The 23,609-nt window shown below is 35.6% G+C and carries 17 protein-coding genes; 12 read left to right on the forward strand and 5 right to left on the reverse strand.

Annotated elements, in window-relative coordinates; translation table 11 throughout:
* The first annotated feature begins 53 nt into the window (after window positions 1-53).
* Window positions 54-2,546 carry a transglycosylase domain-containing protein gene (locus tag RT261_RS05330; RefSeq protein ID WP_313130312.1) on the forward strand — a complete coding sequence of 831 codons (2,493 nt, stop codon included), beginning with the start codon at window positions 54-56 and terminating at the stop codon, window positions 2,544-2,546.
* Between the two features lie 131 nt (window positions 2,547-2,677).
* Here RT261_RS05330 and RT261_RS05335 read toward each other — a convergent pair whose 3' ends face one another.
* The 4 genes from RT261_RS05335 to murC form a co-directional block, all read right to left on the reverse strand.
* Window positions 2,678-3,850, reverse strand: a complete 1,173-nt coding sequence (locus RT261_RS05335) for a ribose-phosphate pyrophosphokinase (protein WP_313130314.1) — start codon at window positions 3,848-3,850, stop codon at window positions 2,678-2,680.
* Window positions 3,851-3,955: 105 nt separating this feature from the next.
* On the reverse strand, window positions 3,956-4,942 hold the full coding sequence (locus RT261_RS05340) for an ATP-binding protein (protein WP_313130317.1): 987 nt from the start codon (window positions 4,940-4,942) through the stop codon (window positions 3,956-3,958).
* Window positions 4,943-4,993: 51 nt separating this feature from the next.
* Entirely contained in the window at window positions 4,994-6,094 is a 1,101-nt protein-coding gene (locus RT261_RS05345; protein WP_313130319.1) for a DnaD domain protein, read from the reverse strand.
* Between the two features lie 460 nt (window positions 6,095-6,554).
* A complete protein-coding gene (gene murC / locus RT261_RS05350; RefSeq protein ID WP_313130322.1) occupies window positions 6,555-7,958 on the reverse strand; it encodes a UDP-N-acetylmuramate--L-alanine ligase in 1,404 nt (467 codons plus the stop codon).
* Between the two features lie 426 nt (window positions 7,959-8,384).
* Here murC and RT261_RS05355 point away from each other — a divergent pair, with 426 nt between their 5' ends.
* The 7 genes from RT261_RS05355 (at window position 8,385) to galE (ending at window position 15,811) form a co-directional block, all read left to right on the forward strand.
* Window positions 8,385-9,659: a glucose-1-phosphate adenylyltransferase gene (locus RT261_RS05355; RefSeq protein ID WP_313130326.1), complete on the forward strand. Its 1,275-nt coding sequence runs from the start codon at window positions 8,385-8,387 to the stop codon at window positions 9,657-9,659.
* Window positions 9,656-10,777 (forward strand): glucose-1-phosphate adenylyltransferase subunit GlgD, encoded by a 1,122-nt coding sequence (gene glgD / locus RT261_RS05360; RefSeq protein ID WP_313130328.1) that lies wholly within the window; start codon window positions 9,656-9,658, stop codon window positions 10,775-10,777. The genes RT261_RS05355 and glgD overlap by 4 nt, the downstream gene beginning before the upstream one ends.
* Before the next feature lie 161 nt (window positions 10,778-10,938).
* Complete coding sequence (spoVG, locus tag RT261_RS05365) at window positions 10,939-11,229, forward strand: septation regulator SpoVG (protein ID WP_313130330.1); 291 nt, start codon at window positions 10,939-10,941, stop codon at window positions 11,227-11,229.
* Window positions 11,230-11,496: 267 nt separating this feature from the next.
* Window positions 11,497-12,378 carry a transglutaminase domain-containing protein gene (locus RT261_RS05370; protein ID WP_313130332.1) on the forward strand — a complete coding sequence of 294 codons (882 nt, stop codon included), beginning with the start codon at window positions 11,497-11,499 and terminating at the stop codon, window positions 12,376-12,378.
* Between the two features lie 178 nt (window positions 12,379-12,556).
* Entirely contained in the window at window positions 12,557-13,486 is a 930-nt protein-coding gene (locus RT261_RS05375) for a nucleotidyltransferase family protein (RefSeq protein WP_313130335.1), read from the forward strand.
* Between the two features lie 37 nt (window positions 13,487-13,523).
* Window positions 13,524-14,645, forward strand: a complete 1,122-nt coding sequence (locus RT261_RS05380) for a phosphotransferase enzyme family protein (RefSeq protein WP_313130337.1) — start codon at window positions 13,524-13,526, stop codon at window positions 14,643-14,645.
* A 152-nt stretch (window positions 14,646-14,797) separates the two neighbouring features.
* The gene (gene galE, locus RT261_RS05385; RefSeq protein ID WP_313130339.1) at window positions 14,798-15,811 is read left to right on the forward strand and encodes a UDP-glucose 4-epimerase GalE; all 1,014 of its coding nucleotides are present in this window, start codon (window positions 14,798-14,800) and stop codon (window positions 15,809-15,811) included.
* A 102-nt stretch (window positions 15,812-15,913) separates the two neighbouring features.
* On the opposite strand, the gene RT261_RS05390 is transcribed toward galE, so the two are convergent.
* Window positions 15,914-16,822, reverse strand: coding sequence for a PocR ligand-binding domain-containing protein (locus RT261_RS05390; RefSeq protein ID WP_313130341.1), 909 nt, complete (start codon window positions 16,820-16,822; stop codon window positions 15,914-15,916).
* 235 nt (window positions 16,823-17,057) lie between these two features.
* Between RT261_RS05390 and RT261_RS05395 the strand changes: the two genes are divergently transcribed.
* From RT261_RS05395 to RT261_RS05410, 4 genes are all read left to right on the forward strand, one after another.
* Complete coding sequence (locus RT261_RS05395) at window positions 17,058-18,059, forward strand: DUF4003 family protein (RefSeq protein ID WP_313130343.1); 1,002 nt, start codon at window positions 17,058-17,060, stop codon at window positions 18,057-18,059.
* 115 nt (window positions 18,060-18,174) lie between these two features.
* Window positions 18,175-18,738 (forward strand): aminoacyl-tRNA hydrolase, encoded by a 564-nt coding sequence (gene pth / locus RT261_RS05400; protein ID WP_313130493.1) that lies wholly within the window; start codon window positions 18,175-18,177, stop codon window positions 18,736-18,738.
* A gap of 31 nt (window positions 18,739-18,769) precedes the next feature.
* Window positions 18,770-22,309: a transcription-repair coupling factor gene (mfd, locus tag RT261_RS05405; protein ID WP_313130345.1), complete on the forward strand. Its 3,540-nt coding sequence runs from the start codon at window positions 18,770-18,772 to the stop codon at window positions 22,307-22,309.
* 85 nt (window positions 22,310-22,394) lie between these two features.
* Window positions 22,395-23,588 carry a peptidylprolyl isomerase gene (locus RT261_RS05410; protein WP_313130348.1) on the forward strand — a complete coding sequence of 398 codons (1,194 nt, stop codon included), beginning with the start codon at window positions 22,395-22,397 and terminating at the stop codon, window positions 23,586-23,588.
* The last annotated feature ends 21 nt before the right edge of the window (window positions 23,589-23,609 follow it).

The raw sequence follows: 23,609 nt of genomic DNA on the forward strand, positions 1-23,609 counted from the left end.
GGAATCCAAACAAGACAGAACATTTGCATCCGGAGGGGAAGTGAAGGAAGAATATGAATAAACCAAATACGAATTCAAGATCTAATGCTAGACAAGCTACTAAAAAGAAGAATAATAAAAAGAGTACTAAAAAAACAAATCAAAAATCAAAAAGAAATAAGAAACAGACAGCCAATAAGGGAAAAAGCTCCATAGGTAAGAAGATAGGCTGGTTTTTTCTTATTCTGTCATTGATACTATCTTTATGCGTTCTGATAGCTGGTTTGTTTATTTACTTTAAATATGGTGCTACCCTCATCCGGTTTCAGGAAGAAGCCCAGGAGGCAGTTATTATGTCCGACAGGAATACTTTTCGTCAGGCAGAAACCAGTTTAGTATATGACGTAAAAGGAAAACCAATCTCTGTGCTAAAGGGAGAAAAAGATGTATATTACCTGGATTATAAAGATATTCCTGATATCGCAATAAAGGCTATGATTTCAATAGAAGATAAGAAGTATATGTCCCATGAAGGGGTAGATTTGTTTGCTATCATCCGGGCTATGAGGGCTCTTATTAAGAATGACGGTGATATTACTCAGGGAGCCAGTACCATTACTCAACAGTTGGCAAGGAATATATTTCTTAGCAATGAAGTAACCTATGAAAGAAAGTTAAAAGAAATATTTATTGCCATTGAATTAGAGAAGAAGTATAGCAAAGAAGATATTATGGAGTTTTATTTGAATAATATCTATTTTGCAAATGGTTATTATGGTATAGAAGCGGCAAGTAAAGGATATTTTAGTAAAAGTGCCAAGGACCTTACTCTGTCAGAGGTGGCATTTTTATGTGCAATACCTAATAATCCTACCATTTATAATCCATTACACCATATGGATAATACAAAGTCCAGGCGGAACCGTATTCTGGACCAGATGTATCAGGATGGCCGTATTGGGCTGGAAGATTATAATATGGCTTCTAATCAGGAGATTACCTTGTCTTTAAGTAAGGTGAAAAAGAACAATTATGTAGATACATATGTGTATTACTGTGCTATAAGGGCATTGATGGAGGAACAGGGTTTTGAGTTCCAGTACCGGTTTGATAATAAAGAACAACAGGAAAAATATGAAGAAAAATATTATGACTTGTATTACAAGATTCAAAAATCCTTATATTTTGAAGGCTATCGTATCTATACTTCCATTGATATGAAAAAACAAAAATTATTGCAGCAGGCAGTGGATAATACCCTAAAAGAGTATGGGGAAGTAAATAAAGAAGGAATTTACACTTTACAGGGAGCTGCGGTCAGTATTGATAATACGACGGGAAAAGTTGCAGCTATTGTTGGAGGGAGATCACAAGAATATAACGGATATACCCTGAATCGGGGATATCAAAGCTACCGCCAGCCGGGAAGTGCTATAAAGCCAATTATTGTGTATGCCCCAAGCTTTGAAAGAGGGTATTATCCCGACAGCATAGTTGTTGATGAACCTATTAAAGATGGACCCTCCAATTCCGGTAGAACCTATTCCGGGAAAATGGAATTAAGAAAAGCAATTGAAGTATCAAAAAATACCATAGCATGGAAGATGTTTGAAGAACTGACACCTGAAGTGGGATTATCCTATCTGCTGAATATGAACTTTTCCAAAATTGATAAGAAGGATTATATACCGGCGGCATCTTTGGGCGGCTTTACAATTGGAACTAGTCCGGTTGAACTTACCTCAGCTTATGCTGCATTAGAAAATGACGGAATCTATCGGGAACCTACCTGTATTATAAAGATATTAGATGCAGAAGGAAATGAAATTGTGGGTGAGGTCAATAAGCAAAAGCGCATTTATGATACCAACGCAGCAAGAATGATGACAAATGTTTTAGAAGGTGTTATGAAAAGAGGCACCGGAAAAAGTCTTGCTCTAGAGAAGATTACCAGTGCTGGCAAAACCGGTACCACAAACGATAACAAAGATGGCTGGTTTGTAGGGTATACCCCTTATTATACTACAGGGGTATGGGTAGGATATGATATTCCAAAGTCTCTGAGCAATTTATACGGCTCTAAACATCCCGGAACCATATGGAAAACTTACATGGACCAAATACATAAAAATCTGGAGAATGAAGAATTTCTAAGCTATACAGATAATAGGCCTCCGAAAGTGAAAGAGGAAGAAGCTGAAGAGGATTCTGCAATAGACCAGGAGAAGGCGGAGGATGCAAAGCCCGGTAAAGATAAGGATAAAGCGGGAGGCAGCGATCAAAAGACGGACAATAGTAAGAACAAAGATCCTAATTCTATTCCTGATTCAGGAGAGGAATGGAATGAATCCAATGGAGATGATTTTTATGAAGATATGGAATCGGGAATGGATTTTGATGACCAATCCGGCTTAGAAGGTGATTTTTATGAAGAAGATACCGATCAAGAGGTACCGGAAGATATAGATACGGATACGGGGGAAGATTTAAATGGTGATGGTGATATGAACAGTGGATGGGAAGAAGATATAAATGGTGGCATAGGGGACGTAGACAAAGCTGGATAATAAAAGAACTACATAAAAGTTAATAAAAAAAGTTAGTAAATAAAGTAAATAAATAAAGTTAGTAAATAAAAAATTCCCGGTTTTTAAATCCCGGGAATTTTTATCTTTCACATAGTAAAATTGTTTTCTTACTAGCGATTCTTATATTTGTTTAATAATTTCTGGATACGTTCGGTTGGACTTAAAAATTCACTGATGGATTTATCGTGATTTAAAGTATCAATTAATAAAGCAATGTATTTGCTCATATCCACACTGATATAATAAGGCTTAGAAAGCAATTCAGCTGATTGATACACTAAATTGGTGGTCAATACACGATCGATTAATCCTTGCTCGTAAGCTTCATCAAATTTCTTAAACCCGTTGGTGAATAATCCGAAAGTTGCACATACGAAGATTTTTCCTGCTTTTCTCTTCTTTAGTTCTGTAGCAACATCTATCATACTTTCGCCGGAGGAAATCATGTCATCAATAATTAACATGTCTTTTCCTTCAATATCATCACCCAGGAATTCATGAGCAACAATAGGGTTACGGCCGTTAACAATTGTGCTATAGTCACGGCGTTTGTAGAACATACCAAGGTCAATACCCAGAACATTAGCAAAATATACCGCACGACTCATTCCGCCTTCGTCAGGGCTGATAACCATCATATGATTCGGGTCTAAATTCAAATCTGGTACATTCTTAAGTAAAGCTTTAATAAACTGATAAGTAGGTTGTACTGTTTCGAAGCTCTTTAAAGGAATAGCATTTTGAACACGAGGGTCATGAGCATCAAAAGTAATAATACTTTCTACACCCATATTAGTTAATTCCTGCAAAGCCAAAGCACAGTCTAATGATTCCCTTGAACTTCTTTTATGTTGTCTGCTCTCATATAAGAATGGCATGATTACAGTAATTCTACGAGCTTTGCCGCCAACAGCTGCTATAATTCTCTTTAAGTCTTGGTAATGGTCATCTGGAGACATATGATTTACTTGTCCGCATACGGAATAAGTCAAGCTATAGTTGCATACGTCTACTAACAGATATAAATCGTCACCACGCACAGTTTCTTTAATGATGCCTTTTGCCTCACCGCTGCCGAATCTTGGGCAGGAAGCGTTGATTAAATAGGAATCTCTTTGATAACCAGCAAAGGCTATGGTAGAAGTATGCTCACTGTTCAACTCATTACGCCAGCTTACAATGTAATTATTTACTTTTTGACCAAGTTCTTTACTACTTTCTAAGGCAATTATTCCTAAAGGCCCCACTGGGATTGTTTCGATTATTTTTTCTTGCTGTGGCATTTGTATTTGTCCTCCGATAAAAATTTAATAAGTTAATGGGAAAATGTCCATTTACGTTATACCATTATCAATATGTTAAGTCAAGGCTAAATCTTAAACAAACTTTTAAAACAGTTTTTTTAACCGAATATCTTCACCTACAATTTTCAAGAGAATGTAATTGCTGGCAATACGGGAAAAAACTCGTTCACTGTAGTTGGTATTTATATTGTCTAAAGATAAGTTTGTAGAAATAATGGTGGACTTACGCCGTAAGAAACGTTCGTTAATACATAAGTATAACTGGGAAGAAACAAAAGTATTATTTAATTCTGTTCCTAAGTCGTCTACGATTAGTAAGTCACAGTCTAAAATATATTCAAACTGGTTTTGGGATTCAAAAGTTTCTTCGCTCTTACCGAATTTGTTCTTCTCCAATATATCAAATAATTGAAAAGCAGTTAAATAAATAACAGTATGAGCGTTGTCTAAAAGTTCCCTGGCGATACAGTTTGCCAAAAAGGTCTTCCCAACTCCAGTATTGCCATAAAGCAAAAGGTTGTTATATTCCTTATCAAAGTTCTCAATAAATTGCCTAGAGGTCTGAACTGCTTTTTTTATGTTCTCTCTTGGAGTCATATTAATACTTGGATCCACATAATCATCGGAATAAAAATCATAAGAAAATGTAGAAAAATTCTCTAGGTTAATGGCAGTTTTTATATTAGACTGGGAGTAAACAATATCCACAATAGCCTGCTTAAAGCAATGGCATTTTTTCTTGCCGATATAGCCGGTATCTTTGCAATCCGGACAATAATAGGAGGGTTGCAGGTAGTCTTTTGGAAAACCATACTGCTCTAACAGTTGAATTCTTTTTTTGGAGGCTTCTTTGGTGATTTTTTTTAAAGAATTTAATGCTTTCTCATCCCCATATAAAAGAAGCTTCGCACTTTCAATGGAACTGCTTATGACCTTCTCGTCAATCTCTTTCATTTCAGGGATTGTTTTATATACCAGCTCAGTGCGCTGGTCTAATTTGTGCTTGCTTTCCAATTGCTTTGCATCATAATCCCGTAATATTTTATTGTATTGAAAATTTTTCAATGCCATAGGTAATTCCTTCCTAATGATTCGCATCATTACATACCATTGCGTTATGATTTATTGCTTATTTAGCAGCCTCTGCTCCATAGAAGAATAATCTTCATCGGTATAAGTTCTTTGCGGAAAGGCATTAAAGCGGTTTGATTGAGAAGATTTGGATACAGGAGCTGATTTGGCGGAATTAGCTCTGGCATTTGCGTTCTTAGAATGTTCTTCATCTAATTTAGCTATATGGCTTAATTCTTTCACACCTTTTTTAAACCAGTTTTCCAATATTTTATCTGCATATTTAAAATCCGGTTTTTGAGTCATAAGAATGGTACGGTTGCAGGCTTCTACAATAATATCTATAGGAAAGCCATACTTATTTAACCATTTATTAATAAACTGTTTTTCAACATTACCGGGTGCTCTATTTAAGCCAAATGCTTTATTAACAGCATTGTAGTTGCTGTTATAAAGAACAGTGGCTGCTTCTGCTTTCTCTACGGTATCAATGCCTTCTTCTGCCCATGATAAGGCAACTGCTTCTATGTAAGATGGATTTTTCTTGTTCTTGGAAACACAGTACTCATACAGATACATAATCAGTTCTGCTGAGAAACCAAGACTTTCATATAAGTACAAGATTAATTGAAGATCCATTGGTTTTATCAAACGGTCCAGATATATTTCAATAATGTTTAATAACCATTTTACTTCATCATGATTGGTAAGTTGTTTAATTTGGGCCTCTGAGTAAGTTGGTTTTTCAAAGTTCTGTTTTGGTGAAATGGAAACTGTCTCAATCTGCTCCGGCTCTGACAGTGGAGCTGCGGAAGAAGTTGCATATTCTTCGGCATCCTGACTATCTTTTGCTGTATAGATGTCATTGATAGTAATGGATACAATGTGCTGGCTGTTATCTCTTGCTAATGAAAGCAGATTAACCTTTTCCCAATAACATAACCCTCGAATAATGTCTTTTTCAGTATCTTCCAAATGATCAGCAATGGAAGACAGGGAAATCTCCATGTCCGAAGAGGCCATACAACGCAATAAATATAAATAGACCTTCACATAGGCTCCATTTGCAGAGGGCATATAGTTGTCTATAAAAATATTTGGTATAACAGTACTTTCGGAGGTACTGTTGGATTGTAAAGTAATTGTGTTCATTTTTTATACCAAGCCTTTCTATGCAGAATACATACTATAAAACTTCTGCTGTTAATATGTAATTTGTATTTGCTATAACGCTATTATTAACATGAACAAATAGGTATTTCATGTTGTGCAGCGTCCATGAGAATTGACAGGAACGTTTCACAAGGGAGTGCTCCATCCCCTCACTATCCTCATTCCGCCTCATTATAGCATAGGTTTCAAAAGAATGAAATAGGCGAAATGGGGGTAGAAATTCCCCACAAAATATTTGTGGACAATGTGGATAATGTGGATAGAATGGTGCAAGAATCCTTTTAATTTATGTTGCAATAGCGAGAAAGGTTGATATTTTAAATAAATATTAAGAATTGGTAAAATTTTATAGTGAAGTACAAGGGTTATTATGTGAACTAAAAAATCCACAACCTTATCACAATAGAATTGTTGATAAGATTGTGGATAATGTGGATAACTATTCCCCAAGAAGTGCTTCTCCAATGTTTACAACGTCTCCGGCGCCCATAGTTATCAACAAGTCGCCGTTAGTACAATTTTGCAATAAAAAGTTTTCTATTTCTCCAAAGCCTTGAAAATAATAGGCTTCTTTTCCTAATTTCAACAGTTCATCCTGCAAATCTTTTGAAGAAATATCACCGGGATTGACTTCCCTTGCGGCATATATATCAGTTAAAACTATTTTATCTGCCAAAGATAAAGCTTTTGCAAAATCTTTTAAGAAAGATTTTGTTCTGGTATAGGTGTGGGGTTGAAATACACACCAGGTTGTTTGATGAGGATAATTTTTGGCAGCTTCTAAAGTAGCTCTTACTTCAGTAGGATGATGTGCATAATCATCAATAATGGTAACTCCGCCTATCTCTCCCTTATATTCAAACCGGCGTTCCGTACCCTGAAAGGATAACAAAGCTTCTTTGATAACTTCCAGAGGTATATTTAAACTTCTTGCCAGTGCAATTGCCGGTAAAGAATTGGAGATATTATGAATTCCAATAATATTTAAATCAATATGGGTCAACAGCTTGCCATTTTCCATTAAATCATAATGGCCATGGCCATTTCCATCAAATTTTATGTCTGCGGCACTATAATGAAGCAATGCCTTTGAAATTGGACTTTTTTCATGATTTACACTGTAAGTTATTATGTCACAGGGTAAATCCTCTGTGAAGTAACTTACATTATCAATATCCCCATTGATAATTAATAATCCATCATCGGGAAGGCGCTTTGCAAATTCACGGAAAGAACAACGGATATCATCTAAATCCTTAAAGAAATCAAGATGTTCTGCCTCTACATTCAGTATAATACTTCTTGCAGGGTTAAATTTTAGAAAACTGTTGGTATATTCACAAGCTTCCGTAACGAAATGTTCGGAATGACCGATACGGATATTTCCACCGATATTATCCAAGATTCCGCCTACGGAAATGGTGGGATCTAAATTCGCCTTTAATAGGATAAGGGACAACATGGAAGTTGTTGTAGTTTTACCGTGAGTTCCGGCAATGGCTATGGAGTCGGTATAATGAAGCATTACCTGGCCCAGGAGTTCTGCACGGTCCATAATGGGGATGCCCTCCTGTATAACAGCTTGATATTCAGGATTATCTTCCTTAACCGCTGAAGTATAAACAACGAAGTTAATATCAGGTGTAATATTTGAAGACCTTTGTCCATATATTATATTTATACCAATACTTTCTAGGTGATTTGTAATTTTACTCATTTTTGAATCAGAACCACTGACACGAAAACCCATCGTATGTAAAAGTTCGGCCAGTCCACTCATACTGATACCGCCGATACCAATAAAGTGTACATTTTTTGGCTTGCTAAAATCGATTTGATACATAAGACACTTCCTATTCTAAATTAATTGGTTTATATCTGAAATAAGTGTCAGATATAAGTTACATATTGTTATTATAACCGTTTCCTATAAAAATACAATTAAAATTTATACAATGGGGAAGCAAACATGGAATGTAAGCTGCGGCTAACTAAAAATACTCTGTCTTTGTTGCTTTCTTACTCCTAATTTCATTAAAAATAAAAACGTAGTTAGAATAATCGTATTCCTATAATATATGGAATATTATAATTAATGACAGGAATTAAGTAATTATGTTAATAATTTATAGTAAATTAATATTTAATGGTAATGGGTATATACAATATGTAGTAAAAGTTTTTAATTATTCGAAAAATATTGTAAAATTTATTCACAACAATAGAAATATATGGTATAATAGTCTCAGATTGAATAAGAGGTGATTGCATGATTAAAAAAGAAATGATAGCAATGCTTCTTGCCGGTGGACAAGGTTCCAGACTTGGAGTTTTGACATCTCATGTAGCTAAGCCGGCTGTGGCATTTGGGGGGAAATATAGAATCATCGACTTTCCTCTTAGTAATTGCATCAATTCGGGCATTGATACCGTCGGTGTGCTGACTCAGTATCAGCCTTTGCGATTAAACACACATATAGGAATTGGAATACCCTGGGATCTTGACCGGAATATTGGCGGTGTAAGTATCCTTCCTCCTTATGAAAAGAATACTTCTAGTGAATGGTATACGGGAACGGCCAATGCCATATATCAAAACTTAGGATATATGGAATATTATAATCCGGATTATGTACTAATTCTTGGCGGGGACCACATTTACAAGATGGATTATGAAGTTATGCTGGATTTTCATAAATCCAAAAATGCGGATATTACCTTAGCAACCATACCGGTACCAATAGAAGAGGCCAGCAGGTTTGGGGTAGCAATCACAGATGAGAATAAGAGAATTACAGAATTTGAAGAGAAACCGGAAAATCCCCGAAGTAATTTAGCTTCTATGGGAATCTATATTTTTTCCTGGAAGGTGTTAAAGGATGCATTACTTGCCTTATGGTCACAAGAGGGATGTGATTTTGGCAAACACATCATTCCCTATTGCCATCAAAAGGGGGACAGAGTATTTGCTTACGAATACAATGGGTATTGGAAGGATGTGGGTACCTTGGGGGCATATTGGGAGTCCAATATGGAGCTGATAGATTTGATTCCGGAATTCAATTTATATGAAGAATTCTGGAGAATATATACCAAAGCAGATACTATTCCACCTGGGTATATTTCAGATAACGCTGTCATTAATAAAGCAATCATAGGAGAAGGATCGGAAGTTTATGGTGAAGTACATAATTCAGTTATCGGTTCCGGTGTTACAATTGGGCCCGGTGCGGTTATCCGGGATTCCATTATAATGAAGGACGCAGTGATTGAAGCCGGAGTGCTTGTTGATAAATCCATTATTGCAGAAGGAGCAGCGATTGGTGCCAATGCACATTTAGGTATGGGAGAAGAAGTTCCCAACAAATTATATCCTAATATTTATTCCTTTGGTCTTGTTACTGTGGCTGAAAAAACTCGAATACCATCCGGTGTTAGGATAGGTAAAAATACGGCCATAGAAGGAATTACCCTTCCCGAGGATTATCCAGACGGAGTTCTTGAAAGCGGTGAAACTTTGATTAAGGCAGGTGACAGATTATGAAAGCAATAGGTATTGTTTTAGCAGGCGGGAATAACAATAAGATGCGGGAACTATCTAATAAAAGAGCTATTGCGGCTATGCCTGTTGCCGGAAGTTATCGTGCAATCGATTTTGTGTTAAGTAATATGTCCAACTCTCACATTCAAAAAGTTGCAGTTATTACACAGTATAATGCAAAATCTTTAAATGAACATTTGAATTCTTCAAAATGGTGGGATTTTGGGAGAAAACAAGGGGGATTATTCGTATTTACTCCTACAATTACCGCAAGAAATAGTTACTGGTACAGGGGAACCGCAGATGCCATGTATCAGAATATCAGTTTCTTAAAAAAGAGTCATGAACCTTATGTCGTTATTGCATCGGGAGATTGTATATATAAGCTGGACTATCACAAAGTTTTGGATTATCATATTAATAAAAGAGCAGATATTACGGTAGTATGTACCAGTCTTCCTAAGGATGATGATGCTGGCAGATTTGGTGTTGTTAAAACAGGGGAAGATGGGAGAATCGTACAGTTTGAAGAGAAGCCTATTATAACAGATGCTAATACTGTATCGGCAGGAATATATATTATCCGCAGGCGTCAATTAATTGAGTTATTAGAAAAAGCGGCTGAAGAAGTACGATTTGATTTTGTAAAAGATATTTTGATCCGTTATAAAGATATCAAGAAAATATATGCCTACTCTATGGATACTTATTGGAATAATATTTCTACCGTAGAGGCTTATTATAGAACGAACATGGATTTTTTGGACAAGGATATCCGTAATTATTTTTTCAGACAATATCCGGATATTTATTCAAAAGTAGAAGATTTACCTCCTGCAAAATACAATCAGGGTTCTAATACGAAGAACAGCTTAATTTCCAATGGCTGTATTATAAATGGTCAGGTGGAGAATTCGATATTATTCAAAAAGGTTTATGTAGGCAATAACTGTACTATTAAGAATTCTATTATTTTGAACGATGTATATATAGGTAATAATACCTATATTGAAAATTGTATTATAGAAAGCCGAGGGACCATCCGGGCAAATTCCAATTATATAGGAGAAGATGGTGAAACCAGGATTGTAGTGGAGAAAAACAATAGATTCGTTTTATAAAAACTCCAATCTGCGTGCTTTAGCACGCATACAAATTAAGAAGTTGAAAAAACATTATTTTTCAACTTAATCCTACAGGTTTTGGTGGGTATTAAATACGTTAAGATAAAATTTTTATCTATAAAAAACCAAAAGATAAACTCAGAAGGGGGACTTACAAAATGCAAATCACAGACGTGCGAGTACGCAAAGTAAGCAAAGAAGGAAAGATGAAGGCGGTTGTTTCAATTACCATGGATAATGAATTTGTTGTTCATGATATTAAGGTAATTGAGGGTGAAAAAGGTTTATTTATAGCAATGCCAAGCCGTAAAGCCGGTGATGGTGAATATCGCGACATCGCACATCCAATTAATTCTGAAACTAGAGATAAGATTCAAAAAATTATCTTAGAAAGCTATGAAGCAGCAGCTGAAGTAAGCGCAGATGAAAATGTGGCAGAAGCAGAATAAAAAGATAATAGGATAAGAATATTTCTAGTGTAAGAAAGTACCGTTTAGAAGTAAGGCATTATATAGTGCATAAATGGTTTATACCATTCTAAACAAAATTAATATGAAAGGGAAGAATACGGTTTAAGCTATTCTTCCCTTTCTTTTTTTTCATATGGTTATTGGTTTGGAAATAAGATATAATGAACCAATAAGTTATATGATAATTATATGAAACTTGTGTAATTCATGAAACCATAAAGATTTAGAATGTTAGAGGAGCCTCTTGTGAAAAAATTTATAAAAACTGTAGTTATTATAGTACTATTTGCTATTTTAATATATAAGCTTGAAGATAAATATAAAATAATAGAATGGGTATACCATGTATTCACAACGGAAGAAACCGTGGAAGAAGAGTTTATTGAAACAATCCGGCAAGCTATGCTGGAGGGAGAAGAAGAACTTATAGTGCAGTATGTGGGTGAATTTGAACGTATAGATTGGTTTACGGAGGATGCAATAAATCTGGCTTATTCCATAGATGATAAGGGAACCTCCAGTGACCATGATTATTTGAAATATAAGGTAGAAAGTATATATGCGAAAGTTGGCGGTTTGGGAAAGATTCTAACCGTTACTTATCGGTTTAAATATAATGAAACTGCCTATGAAACGAATAAAGTAGATGAAAAGGTTAAGAAGCTTTTTCGTAAGTGGAATATAGAAAAACTGAGCGATTATGAGAAGATTAAGAAAATTCATGATTATATTATAGAAAATGCTTCCTATGATACCTCTATGGCCAATTACTCCGCTTATGATAATTTGTTTGAAAAAAAGTCTACCTGTCAGGGATATATGAGTCTGGCCTATAAAATGCTTACGGAAGCAGGGATACCCTGTAGAATCATAACCGGAATAGGGAATGGTGAAGCCCATGGCTGGAATATCGTATATTTAGAGGGTGAGTGGTACAATTTTGACAGTACCTGGGATGATCCTATTACCTGGAACGGAGAAGATATAATTACTTATGACTTCTTTTTAAAGGCGGATAGAGACTTTCCAAATCATATCAGAGATGAGGAGTTTCAGACAGAGGATTTTAACAAAGAATATGTAATGAGTAAAGAAAGTTATGAATTTATTTCTGAAATCGTAAAATAATATAACATCACACTAAATTACTAATAATCATACGATTCTGCATAGTATTCTTTCACGTTATTAAATAAAATAAAGCTATAAATGAAATACTTTATAAAAACACCATATTAGGAGGATTTATAAAGTATTGAAAAATATTTAGCTGGATTTTATAGAACGGGTTTAGAAGGAGGAAACTATGGGCAATACAGATAACTTAACGTTAGTGATTATGGCAGCAGGAATGGGAAGCAGATATGGTGGCTTAAAACAAATCGATCCGGTTGGCAGACATGGAGAATTCATTATTGATTATTCCATCTATGATGCTCTTAAAGCGGGCTTCAATAAAGTTGTATTTATTATAAAAGAAGAAAATTACGATGTATTTCATGACACCGTTGGCAAACGGGTTGAGAAATTGATCGATGTAAAATATGCATTTCAGAAAATCAATACAATTCCAGAAGGAGCAGTAATGCTGGAGGGAAGAACAAAACCTTGGGGAACCGCACATGCTGTTTATAGCTGCAAGGATTTGGTGAATGAGAATTTTGCGGTTATTAATGCAGATGATTTCTATGGCAGAGATTCTTTTGTACAATTAGCAGGTTTTCTGAAAGAAAAGTCAGAAACAGGAGATAAATATCATTTTGCAATGGCAGGTTTTATCCTAAATAATACCTTAACTGAAAATGGCCACGTTGCAAGAGGTGTCTGCACCACAGACTCCAATAATTATCTTAAAAATGTAACGGAAAGAACAAAGATTCAATACAACGACGGAAAAGTTCAGTATTACGAAGAAGGTGAGGGCTGGACAACAATAGATCCCAATAGTATCGTATCCATGAACTGCTGGGGTTTCACACCGGATATCTTTACTGAAATCGGAAAGCAGATGAAAGATTTCTTTAAACAGGATATCGGTACTTTAGCAAAAGCAGAATTCTTCCTGCCATCCGTCGTGCAAAACTTAATTGACAATGAAAAATGTGATGTAAAAGTGCTTAATACCACTGCAAAATGGTATGGTGTAACTTATCATGAAGATAAAGAAGAAATCGTAAAATTCATCAGTAAACAAATTGAAAATGGTGTTTATCCGGAGAATTTGTGGAACAAATAGTATTATATGGTGCTAAAGCACCGGAATAGAGGTTAACATGGAAAATAAGATAATAGATACTAAGATAACAACAGAAGTTGTAAATCAATTTGATTTTAACGGTGAATTTATTCATATGGAACCCCTTGGAGAAGGACATATTAATTCAACCTATGCAGTTTATTTCAGAAGAGAAACAGTACCGCCGGTCCGTTATGTATTGCAGAAAATTAATACAAGCATACTGAAAGATCCATTGGCATTAATGAAAAATATTGAAGGTGTAACCACTCATTTGCGTAAAAAAATACTGGAAGCAGGCGGCAATCCGGACAGAGAAACACTTACGATTGTAAAAACAAAAGATGGAAAATTATTCTATGAAGATGGGGATAAGGAATGCTGGAGAGCCTATCTTTTTATTGAGAATGCTACTTGCTATCAGTCTGCTGAAAAGCCGGGACTATTCTATAATTCTGCAAAAGCTTTCGGCAAATTCCAGAAATTATTATCCGATTATCCGGCAGAAACTTTATCAGAAACCATTGAAAAGTTTCATAATACGGTAAATCGTTATAAAAATTTTGAAAAAGCAGTAGCAGAAGATAAGATGGGAAGGGCAAAAGACGTTCAGGAAGAAATTGAATTTGTTAAAGCAAGAAAAGGCGACTGCGGCATTGTATTGGACTTAATTGAAAAGAAAGAGATTCCTTTACGTGTAACCCATAATGATACAAAGCTTAATAATATTATGATGGACAATAAAACCAATGAAGGTATCTGCGTTATTGATCTTGATACCGTAATGCCAGGTTCTGTTTTCTATGATTTTGGCGACAGTATCCGTTTTGGAGCAAGCTCAGCTGCAGAAGACGAAACAGACTTATCCAAGGTTTATATGGACATTAATTTATTTCAAGAGTATGTGGAAGGATTCTTAAGTGAAGCCGGTGAAACACTAACCAAGAAAGAATTTGAATTACTTGCTTTCTCTGCAAAACTATTGACTTTAGAATGCGGTATACGTTTCCTTACGGATTATCTTGAGGGAGATACTTACTTTAGAATTCACAGAGAACATCATAACTTAGACCGTGCAAGAACCCAATTTAAATTGGTTGCCGACATGGAAGAGAAGATGGAAATAATGAACGAAATAGTAATGAGTCATTATAAGTAAAAAGTATCAGCAAAAAAACAATGGAAATAGATAGAACAGTATAGTATACTATACTGTAATGAATATATTGAAGATTCAATTACCTGCCTTCATAAGGCATAGCTTAAAGAAACTTATGAGGCAGAATATAAAGGAAAGGCATAGGTGTTGTTATGAATATATTGGTAACCGGCGGGGCGGGTTTTATTGGAAGCCATACTTGTCTGGAGTTGTTAAATGCCGGACATGATGTTATTGTTGTTGATAATTTATCCAATTCCAGTGAAGAATCCCTTAAACGAGTGAAGGAACTGACAGGAAAAAATATATTATTTTATGAGGCTGATTTACTTGATTATGGTGCGTTAGATGAAATATTTGATGAAAATATGGTGGATGCAGTTATACATTTTGCAGGTTTAAAAGCAGTAGGAGAATCTGTAAGCATTCCTTTAAGATATTATCATAATAATTTAACAGGGACCTTTAATCTACTGGATATTATGCAAAAGCATGATGTATTTAATTTAGTATTCTCCTCCTCTGCAACGGTTTATGGAACACCTGAGAAATTACCTATTACGGAGGATTTCCCACTATCCACAACCAATCCATATGGAACGACTAAGTTAATGATTGAACAGATTTTACAAGACTTATATGTATCGGATTCCAGATTCTCCATTGTAATCCTTCGTTATTTTAATCCGATCGGAGCCCATGAAAGCGGACGTATCGGAGAAGACCCACGTGGAATCCCTAATAATCTTCTTCCATACATTGCGCAGGTTGCTACGGGTAAATTAAAACAGGTAAGTATATACGGTAACGACTATCCTACAGTTGACGGTACCGGTGTAAGAGATTATATCCATGTAGTTGATTTAAGTATCGGTCACCTGAAAGCCATTGAGAAAAAAGCTGGAAATCCAGGAGTATATATTTATAACTTAGGAACAGGAAGAGGATATTCTGTATTAGAAATGGTTCATGCTTTTGAAAAAGCATGTAGAAAAGAACTTCCATATCAAATTACTGACCGCCGTCCGGGAGATGTAGCTGCATGCTATTCCAATCCAGAAAAGGCAGAAAGAGAATTAGATTGGACAGCAAAATATGATATTGAAAAAATGTGTCAGGATGCATGGAATTGGCAAAGTCATAATCCGGATGGATATAGACAATAAATTTAAATAAAATAAATAAAACTCCGAAATATCTTTAAACTTTCGGAGTTTTTTATCTGGATTTCTTGCGAAGATTAAAAATTAATTCCTGGATAATTAAATTTAATCTACCCTTTCATCACCTATTTCACAGCTTTTACGAAATTCTGTCGGGGACATGTTTTTATGTTTTGTAAATGCTTTGGTAAAATAATTTTGGTCGGAAAAACCACATAACGATGTAATTTCCCCAATGGTTTTCTTACTGTTTCGCAGGTAATTTTCTCCATGCTGAAGACGGACTTCTGTCAGATATTGATTGATACCTTTATGAAACCTCTCCTTAAAATGAGTATGCAGGGTGGATTTTGAACAGAAAAAATGGGAGCATAATAAATCAATGGAGATTTTTCTGCTATAATTTATATCAAGGTATTCTTTTACTTTCAGGGCAAGGTCTTGTTTTTGATGATTTAGACGGTTGCTTAAAGTAATATATTGAGCACAAACATTCATTATGGTAATTACCGATTGAATGGTTTCTTTGGAGCTGACAGGAACTTGTTTTAAAGCCTCGGATAAACTGTTTTTATCTTTTGTATAGGGCAATGCAGCATAAAAGGCATTATTCTTAGATTCGGAATCATCATCTAAATATTGCCCCATCATCAGGTAACCGGTTAAGGAGCCGAAGCTATAAAGAGGTGCAACAGCTTCACACAAGCCAAAATGACATTTGTAGATATATACATTTTTCAAAATCTGTACTTTTTCAAAAGCATTGATATCATTTTGTACGCATTTTTGTTTTCCTTCCGTAGATTTTTGTATAAGACTGCAATAGCAACTTAAATTTTTAGGATAGGCACTTATTTCGTTAAATTCGGTATCATAGATACTGATTCGGAAGCCGGATATATTATACAGTTCTTTTAAAATTCCCTCTAATGTAATTTCAGCAGACATGGTATCACCTCGTTCTTTTAATAAACCAATAATCGAATATAAGTAAATTCTATTATAGTAAAACATAAAAAAGCAAGTTTAACAAGATTTAAGAGTAACATTCAGTTTAAAAGACTTGTCCGCTCTTAATAAGGAATTAGTATTAGAAAAACTATTGCCATAAAATTTACAATGATTTATAATAATAAGCAATATGAAACAACGCTGCACGTATACATTACTATAGGTGCGGCGTTGTTGCTTGCATATTTTGCAGTATTGTACATGTAGTCCGTTCTTGTGAAAAGAGGGAGGTATTAGAGTGTTAAGTAACAATCTACAATACAAATGTGATTTATTTGAAGAAAACTATGGGATACTAAAGAAGAATTTTAAATGGGAATACTCCATGATGCTAAGATTAGGCGCTGCTATTTGTGTCAATTCCGGTATCAAAGCTGATGTGGAAGCGATTAAGAAGGCAAAAGGAATTATTAAGAATAATACAGGAGTTTTTTCTTCCTTTAAAGATATTTCGTTTTTTATTTTATCAACTTTATTTTCTCTTGAAAAGAATCAGGAAGAAATGTTTTTAAAAACAAAGAACATATACGAAGAAATGAAAAAAGTTGGTTTTCGTGGTTCGCCCTATTTAACTTTAGCTGCATTCTCTGTGGCAAAGCAAAGGCCTGAACAGGATGGGGCAGCGGTCATTGGCAGAGCCAAAGAATTCTATGATGCAATGAAAAGAGAACATAAATTTTTAACTTCTGCAGATGATTATGGATATGCGGCAATGTTAGCAGCAACGGATTTAGATATCACTTATGCAATTAACGAGATGGAGATTTGCTATGAGCTGTTAAAGAAAAATTTCGGTGTGGGTAATGAACTTCAATCTTTAACCCATGTTCTTGCTATGGGAGAAGAACCTGCTCAGGAAAAGTGCAACAGAGTAATAGAAGTGTTTGAAAGTTTGAATAGTAAAGATTGCAAGGCGTCAAAATATCATAATCTTGCTAATCTTGGCATATTAGTATTGGTTAGTGAAGATGTAGAGAAGCTGACAGATGAAATTGCAGAGGTCAATAAATATTTGTTGGGGAAAAAAGGCTTTGGAAGATGGTCCTTATCCAAACAGGACCGGACTTTATTTAGTTCGGTACTGGTAGTTGAGGAATACCTGAAGGAAACCAAAAAGGATTCCCTTACAATGACTTTGGCTAATGGGATAACAAATCTTGTAATAGCACAGCAAACAGCAATGCTTATTGCTGTATCCAGTACTTCTGCAGCAGCTGCAGCATCTTCTTATGGAGATTAATATTTAGAAAGTGAAAGAAAATTAAGAATGAAAGGATGCCGAAAATTGAATTCTTTCACATGATTTATGAATGGCAGTATCACAGGAAAGCTTGTGATATGCAATGGGTATAATTATGTACATTATTATAGGACTGGGAAATCCGGATCGAAAATACGCAGCAACGAGACATAATATTGGTTTTGATGCCATAACGCGAATAGCTGATGAGTATAATATTCCTTTGGATTTTAAAAAACATAAAGCTGTATGCGGAAAGGGATACATTGGAGGTGAAAAGGTAGTGCTTGCACAACCTCAGACCTTTATGAATCTAAGCGGAGAAAGTGTAAGAGAATTAGTGGATTTTTATAAAGTATCCAACGAAGAAATCATAGTAATATATGATGATATTAGTTTGGAGGTTGGGCAGCTTCGCCTTCGAAGTAAAGGAAGTGCGGGAGGTCATAACGGAATTAAGAATATAATCAGCCACCTGGGTACTGAGGAATTTGCAAGGATTAAAATAGGAGTAGGAGATAAACCGGAGGATTGGGATCTGGCAGACTATGTGCTGTCCCGTTTTCCAAAAGAAGAAGAGCCTGTTATTCGTGAGGCTCTAAAGAGGTCTTCCGAAGCAGTGAAATCAATTATTACAGATGGAATGGAATCTGCAATGAATATTTATAATAGAAAATAACGCAATAGGTGTCTATAAAGGAGGCAGCAATTTGAAAACCTTTACTTCTCCTCTGAAGGAATTAAAAGAATTTAATGACATTAAGGACAACTTAAAATTAAAAAACACACCAGTGCAGGTTACAGGTTGCATAGACTCACAGAAATGTCATCTCATCAGTGGCTTGGGTGAAGGCTATCCATGGAAATTAGTCATAACTTATAATGATATGAAAGCAAAGGAAATATATGAAGATTATAAGCTTTATGATAAAAATGTGTATCTGTATCCGGCAAAGGACATTATCTTCTACAGTGCGGATATTCATGGCAACGCCCTTGTGAAGAACCGGCTTAAGATCTTAAGAAAGCTTATGGAACATGAGCCGGTAACGATTATTACAACATTGGACGGAGGAATGGATAAAATTCTTCCTTTTGATTCTTTAAAAGAATCTGTAATTACCATAGAGGAAGCTGCTACCGTTGACTTTACAAGGCTTCAGGAAAAGCTGATTCATCTGGGTTACGAAAGACAGGGACAGGTGGAAGGCCCTGGGGAATTTGCTGTAAGAGGAGGTATTTTGGATATTTATCCTCCTACGGAAGACTGTCCTTACCGTATTGAACTATGGGGGGATGAAGTAGATTCTATTCGTTCCTTTGATGTAGACAGCCAAAGATCTATTGAGAATGTTAAAGGCCTTAAAATATATCCTGCGGCGGAAATGATCCTTAGTAAGGAGAGAATGTTAGAAGGCCTTAAAAAAATTGAGGATGAGAAAAAACAATATGTGGCAAAGCTCCGTGAACAATTTAAAACAGAGGAAGCTGCCCGTATTCAGAATATTATTGATGAGTTCAAAGAAAATATCGTTCATTTTCAAAGCTTTGTAGGAATTGATAGTTATATCAATTATTTTTATGATAAAACGGTCTCCTTATTTGAGTACTTTGAAGGGGATAACTCTATTATTTTTCTGGATGAACCCTCCAGAGTTGTAGAAAAAGGGGAAGCGGTAGAAACAGAGTTCAGAGAAGGTATGATTGGCCGAATGGAAAAGGGTTATATTCTTCCGGGACAAAGTGATGTTATATATAGCTACAAAGAGCTTCTTGCCAATTTAAACCGTAAGAATACCATATTATTAAGTACCATGGATTATAAGTCAAATGTCTTTACTATGAAATCCAAGTATGATTTTACGGTACGGTCTGTAAATCCTTATAACAATAATTTTGATGTTCTTATAAAGGACTTGGCAAAGTGGAAGAAAAGCGGATATCGTATTCTTTTGTTATCAGGTTCCAGAACCAGAGCCAAAAGACTGAGTGAAGATTTAATGGAGCATGATTTAACTGCATTTTATAGTGAAGATATGGATCGTGTTATTCAAAAGGGCGAGATCATGGTTGCCCATGGAAGTCTTCACAAAGGTTTTGAATATCCCCTTATTAAGTTTGTTATCATATCGGAAAGTGATATTTTTGGTGCTGAAAAAAAGAAGAAGCGGAAGATAAAAGAATATGACGGTAAGAAGATACAAAGTTTTACGGATCTAAACATTGGCGATTACGTGGTTCATGAAAATCATGGACTGGGTGTCTACCGGGGTATTGAAAAGATTGAAGTAGATAAAATAACAAAAGATTATATTAAGATTGAATATGCAGGAGGAGGCGTGTTGTATATACTTGCAACAGGCCTTGATGTGATACAAAAATATGCCGGTGCAGAAGCCAAGAAGCCGAAACTAAACAAACTGAATTCGCCAGAATGGAAGAAAACAAAGGCAAGAGTAAAAGGAGCTGTAAAAGAGATTGCCAAGGAATTAGTAGAGCTTTATGCTATCCGGCAGTCTAAAACCGGTTACCAGTTTGACTCTGATACGGTGTGGCAAAAAGAATTTGAAGAAATGTTTCCTTATGAAGAAACAGATGACCAGATTCGGGCTATTGAAGAGACAAAAAGAGATATGGAAAGTAAGAAGATTATGGATCGTTTAATCTGCGGTGACGTAGGTTATGGCAAGACAGAGATCGCCATTCGTGCGGCATTTAAAGCTGTTTCTGACGGTAAGCAGGTAGTCATTCTGGTGCCCACTACTATATTGGCCCAGCAGCATTATAATACCTTTGTACAAAGAATGATGGATTTTCCTATCAGCATCGATATGCTTTCACGTTTTCGGACCCCTGCCCAGCAGAAGAAAGTAATTGAGCGGCTAAAAAAAGGAAGCCTGGATATTATAATCGGCACCCACAGGGTTTTGTCAAAGGACATAGAATTTAAGAATTTAGGACTGCTGATTGTGGATGAAGAACAGCGGTTTGGAGTGACACATAAAGAAAAAATCAAGCAGCTAAAAGGGGAAGTGGACGTACTTACCTTAACGGCCACACCTATTCCAAGAACTCTTCATATGAGCTTAATCGGAATTCGTGATATGAGTGTTTTGGATGAACCGCCGGTGGATAGAATGCCCATTCAGACTTACGTCTTAGAACATAATGACGAAATTATCAGGGAAGCTATAAACCGGGAAATGGCAAGGGATGGACAGGTGTATTATGTGTACAACCGTGTAAATGGCATTGATGAAATTGCAGGAAAAATAGCAAAGTTAGTGCCGGAGGCAAATGTCTCCTTTGCCCATGGTCAGATGAGCGAACGGGAATTGGAACGTATTATGTTTGACTTTATTAATGGAGAAATTGATGTTCTGGTATCTACAACCATTATCGAAACAGGCCTTGATATTTCTAATGTGAACACTATGATTATTGATGATGCGGACCGCCTTGGTCTATCCCAGCTATATCAGTTAAGAGGACGTGTGGGAAGGTCTAATCGAACTGCCTATGCCTTTTTGATGTATAAAAGAGACAAAATGTTAAAAGAGATAGCGGAAAAACGACTTCAAGCCATTAAAGAATTTACAGAGCTGGGTTCCGGTTTTAAGATTGCCATGAGGGACTTAGAAATCCGTGGTGCCGGAAATCTGCTCGGCGCACAGCAAAGCGGGCATATGGAAGCGGTAGGATATGATTTGTACTGCAAGATGTTAAATGATGCAGTGCGGGCTATGAAAGGGGATACGGTAGAGGAAGAAACCTTCGATACCACCGTGGATGTGGATATGGATGCATTTATTCCTGCTACTTATATCAAAAGTGAACTTCAAAAACTGGATGTGTATAAACGAATTGCAGAGATTGAAGATGAAGAAGAATTCCTTGATATGCAGGAGGAATTACTGGATCGTTTTGGAGATATTCCTACTTCTGTCAACAATTTATTGAACATTGCACTTATAAAATCTATGTGCCATGGAGTATACATTACTTCCATGATTCATAAAAATGATCAGGTTAAATTGGTCATGTATAATAAGGCAAAATTAAGAGCGGATCAATTTCCGGAATTAATTAAAAAATACCAGCCGGCTTTAAAACTTACCATGGAGGCAAATCCCTACTTTACGTATGATTTAAAGAAAATAGTGAAAGGGAAAATAGATTGTATAACCTTTTTTGAAAATGTGAAAAATCTATTAAATGATTTAAAACTATTGCTAGATGAAGAAAATTAAACTATAATGAGACATGTGTTATGTAGTAAAATTGCGCCTGTAGTTTTTTCGGAGATAGACTGACTTAGGCAGGAAAGAGGAAAGAATGAAGAAAATAGCAAAAAGATTAATGTACTTAGGGCTTTTAACATCAATTTCGGTGTTTGCAGTAGCTTGTTTAAAGCCTGGTAAAAAAGCGAATGATGGAACAAGCACAAACCAGGGTACGAACGAAAAGGAAACAGATGAGAAAGGTACAGAAACAGACAATAAATTATTTGGAAAAGAAGTAGTTTCTGTTGGAAATAAAAAGATTTTATATAGTGAAGCAATGGCTTACTTTAAGTCATTTCAAGCCCAGATGGAAGCACAATACGGTTCTGAAATATGGGGATATGATTTTGGCGGAGGCCAGACTTTTGAAGAATTGGCTAAGCAGGATATTATGAACATGATGGTTCAGAACAAAATAATAAGTGAAAAAGCAGCTAAATTTAACGTATCAATTTCAGAAGATGAAGAAGCAGATATAAAAGAATATACAACAAAATTCTTAGCAGGTATTACAGAGGAAGATAAAGCTGCCTACGGAATAACAGAAGAGATTGTTACTAATATACTTAAAGATGATTTATTAAAACAAAAAGTTTATGAAGCAGCTACTTTAGATGTAGATACGGATGTATCTGACGAAGAAGCAAAACAGATAACCATTCAACATCTTTTAATTAAAACGCAAAAAACCGATGAAACCGGTAAAACTGTAAACTTTACAGAAGAAGAAAAAGCAGAAGCACGTAAAAAAGCAGAGAAGTTATTAAAGGAAGCAAAAGAAACTGATGATTTTAATAAATTGGCAGAAGCCAATACCGACGATTCAAGTGTAGAATATACCTTTGGTAAAGGCGAGATGGTAAAACCATTTGAAGAAGCAGCCTTTGCAATGAAACCAGGAGAAGTAAGTGATATTGTAGAAACAGATTATGGATTCCATATTCTATACTGTGTAAGTGATTTCAACGAAGATGCAACACAGGAGCAAAAAGAAGAAATCATATCAAATAGACAATCAGATGCTTTCCAAAAGTTATATGAAGAATGGAACAAAGATACCGATGTAAAAGTAAATAATGAAATATGGGACACCCTAACTTTTATATCAGAAGATGCGGATTCAGATAAAGCATCAGATGCTGCTACGGACGAAAAAGCCGGAGATACAACGGGAAAAAATACCGAAGATAAGGCGGGAGAAGCAGCAGAAGATACAGCGGATAAAACTCCAGAAGATAAAAAATAGATAAATAATCCATTTTAAAGA

Origin of the sequence: Anaerocolumna sp., assembly GCF_032079385.1 — a bacterium.
GTDB lineage: Bacteria > Bacillota > Clostridia > Lachnospirales > Lachnospiraceae > Anaerocolumna.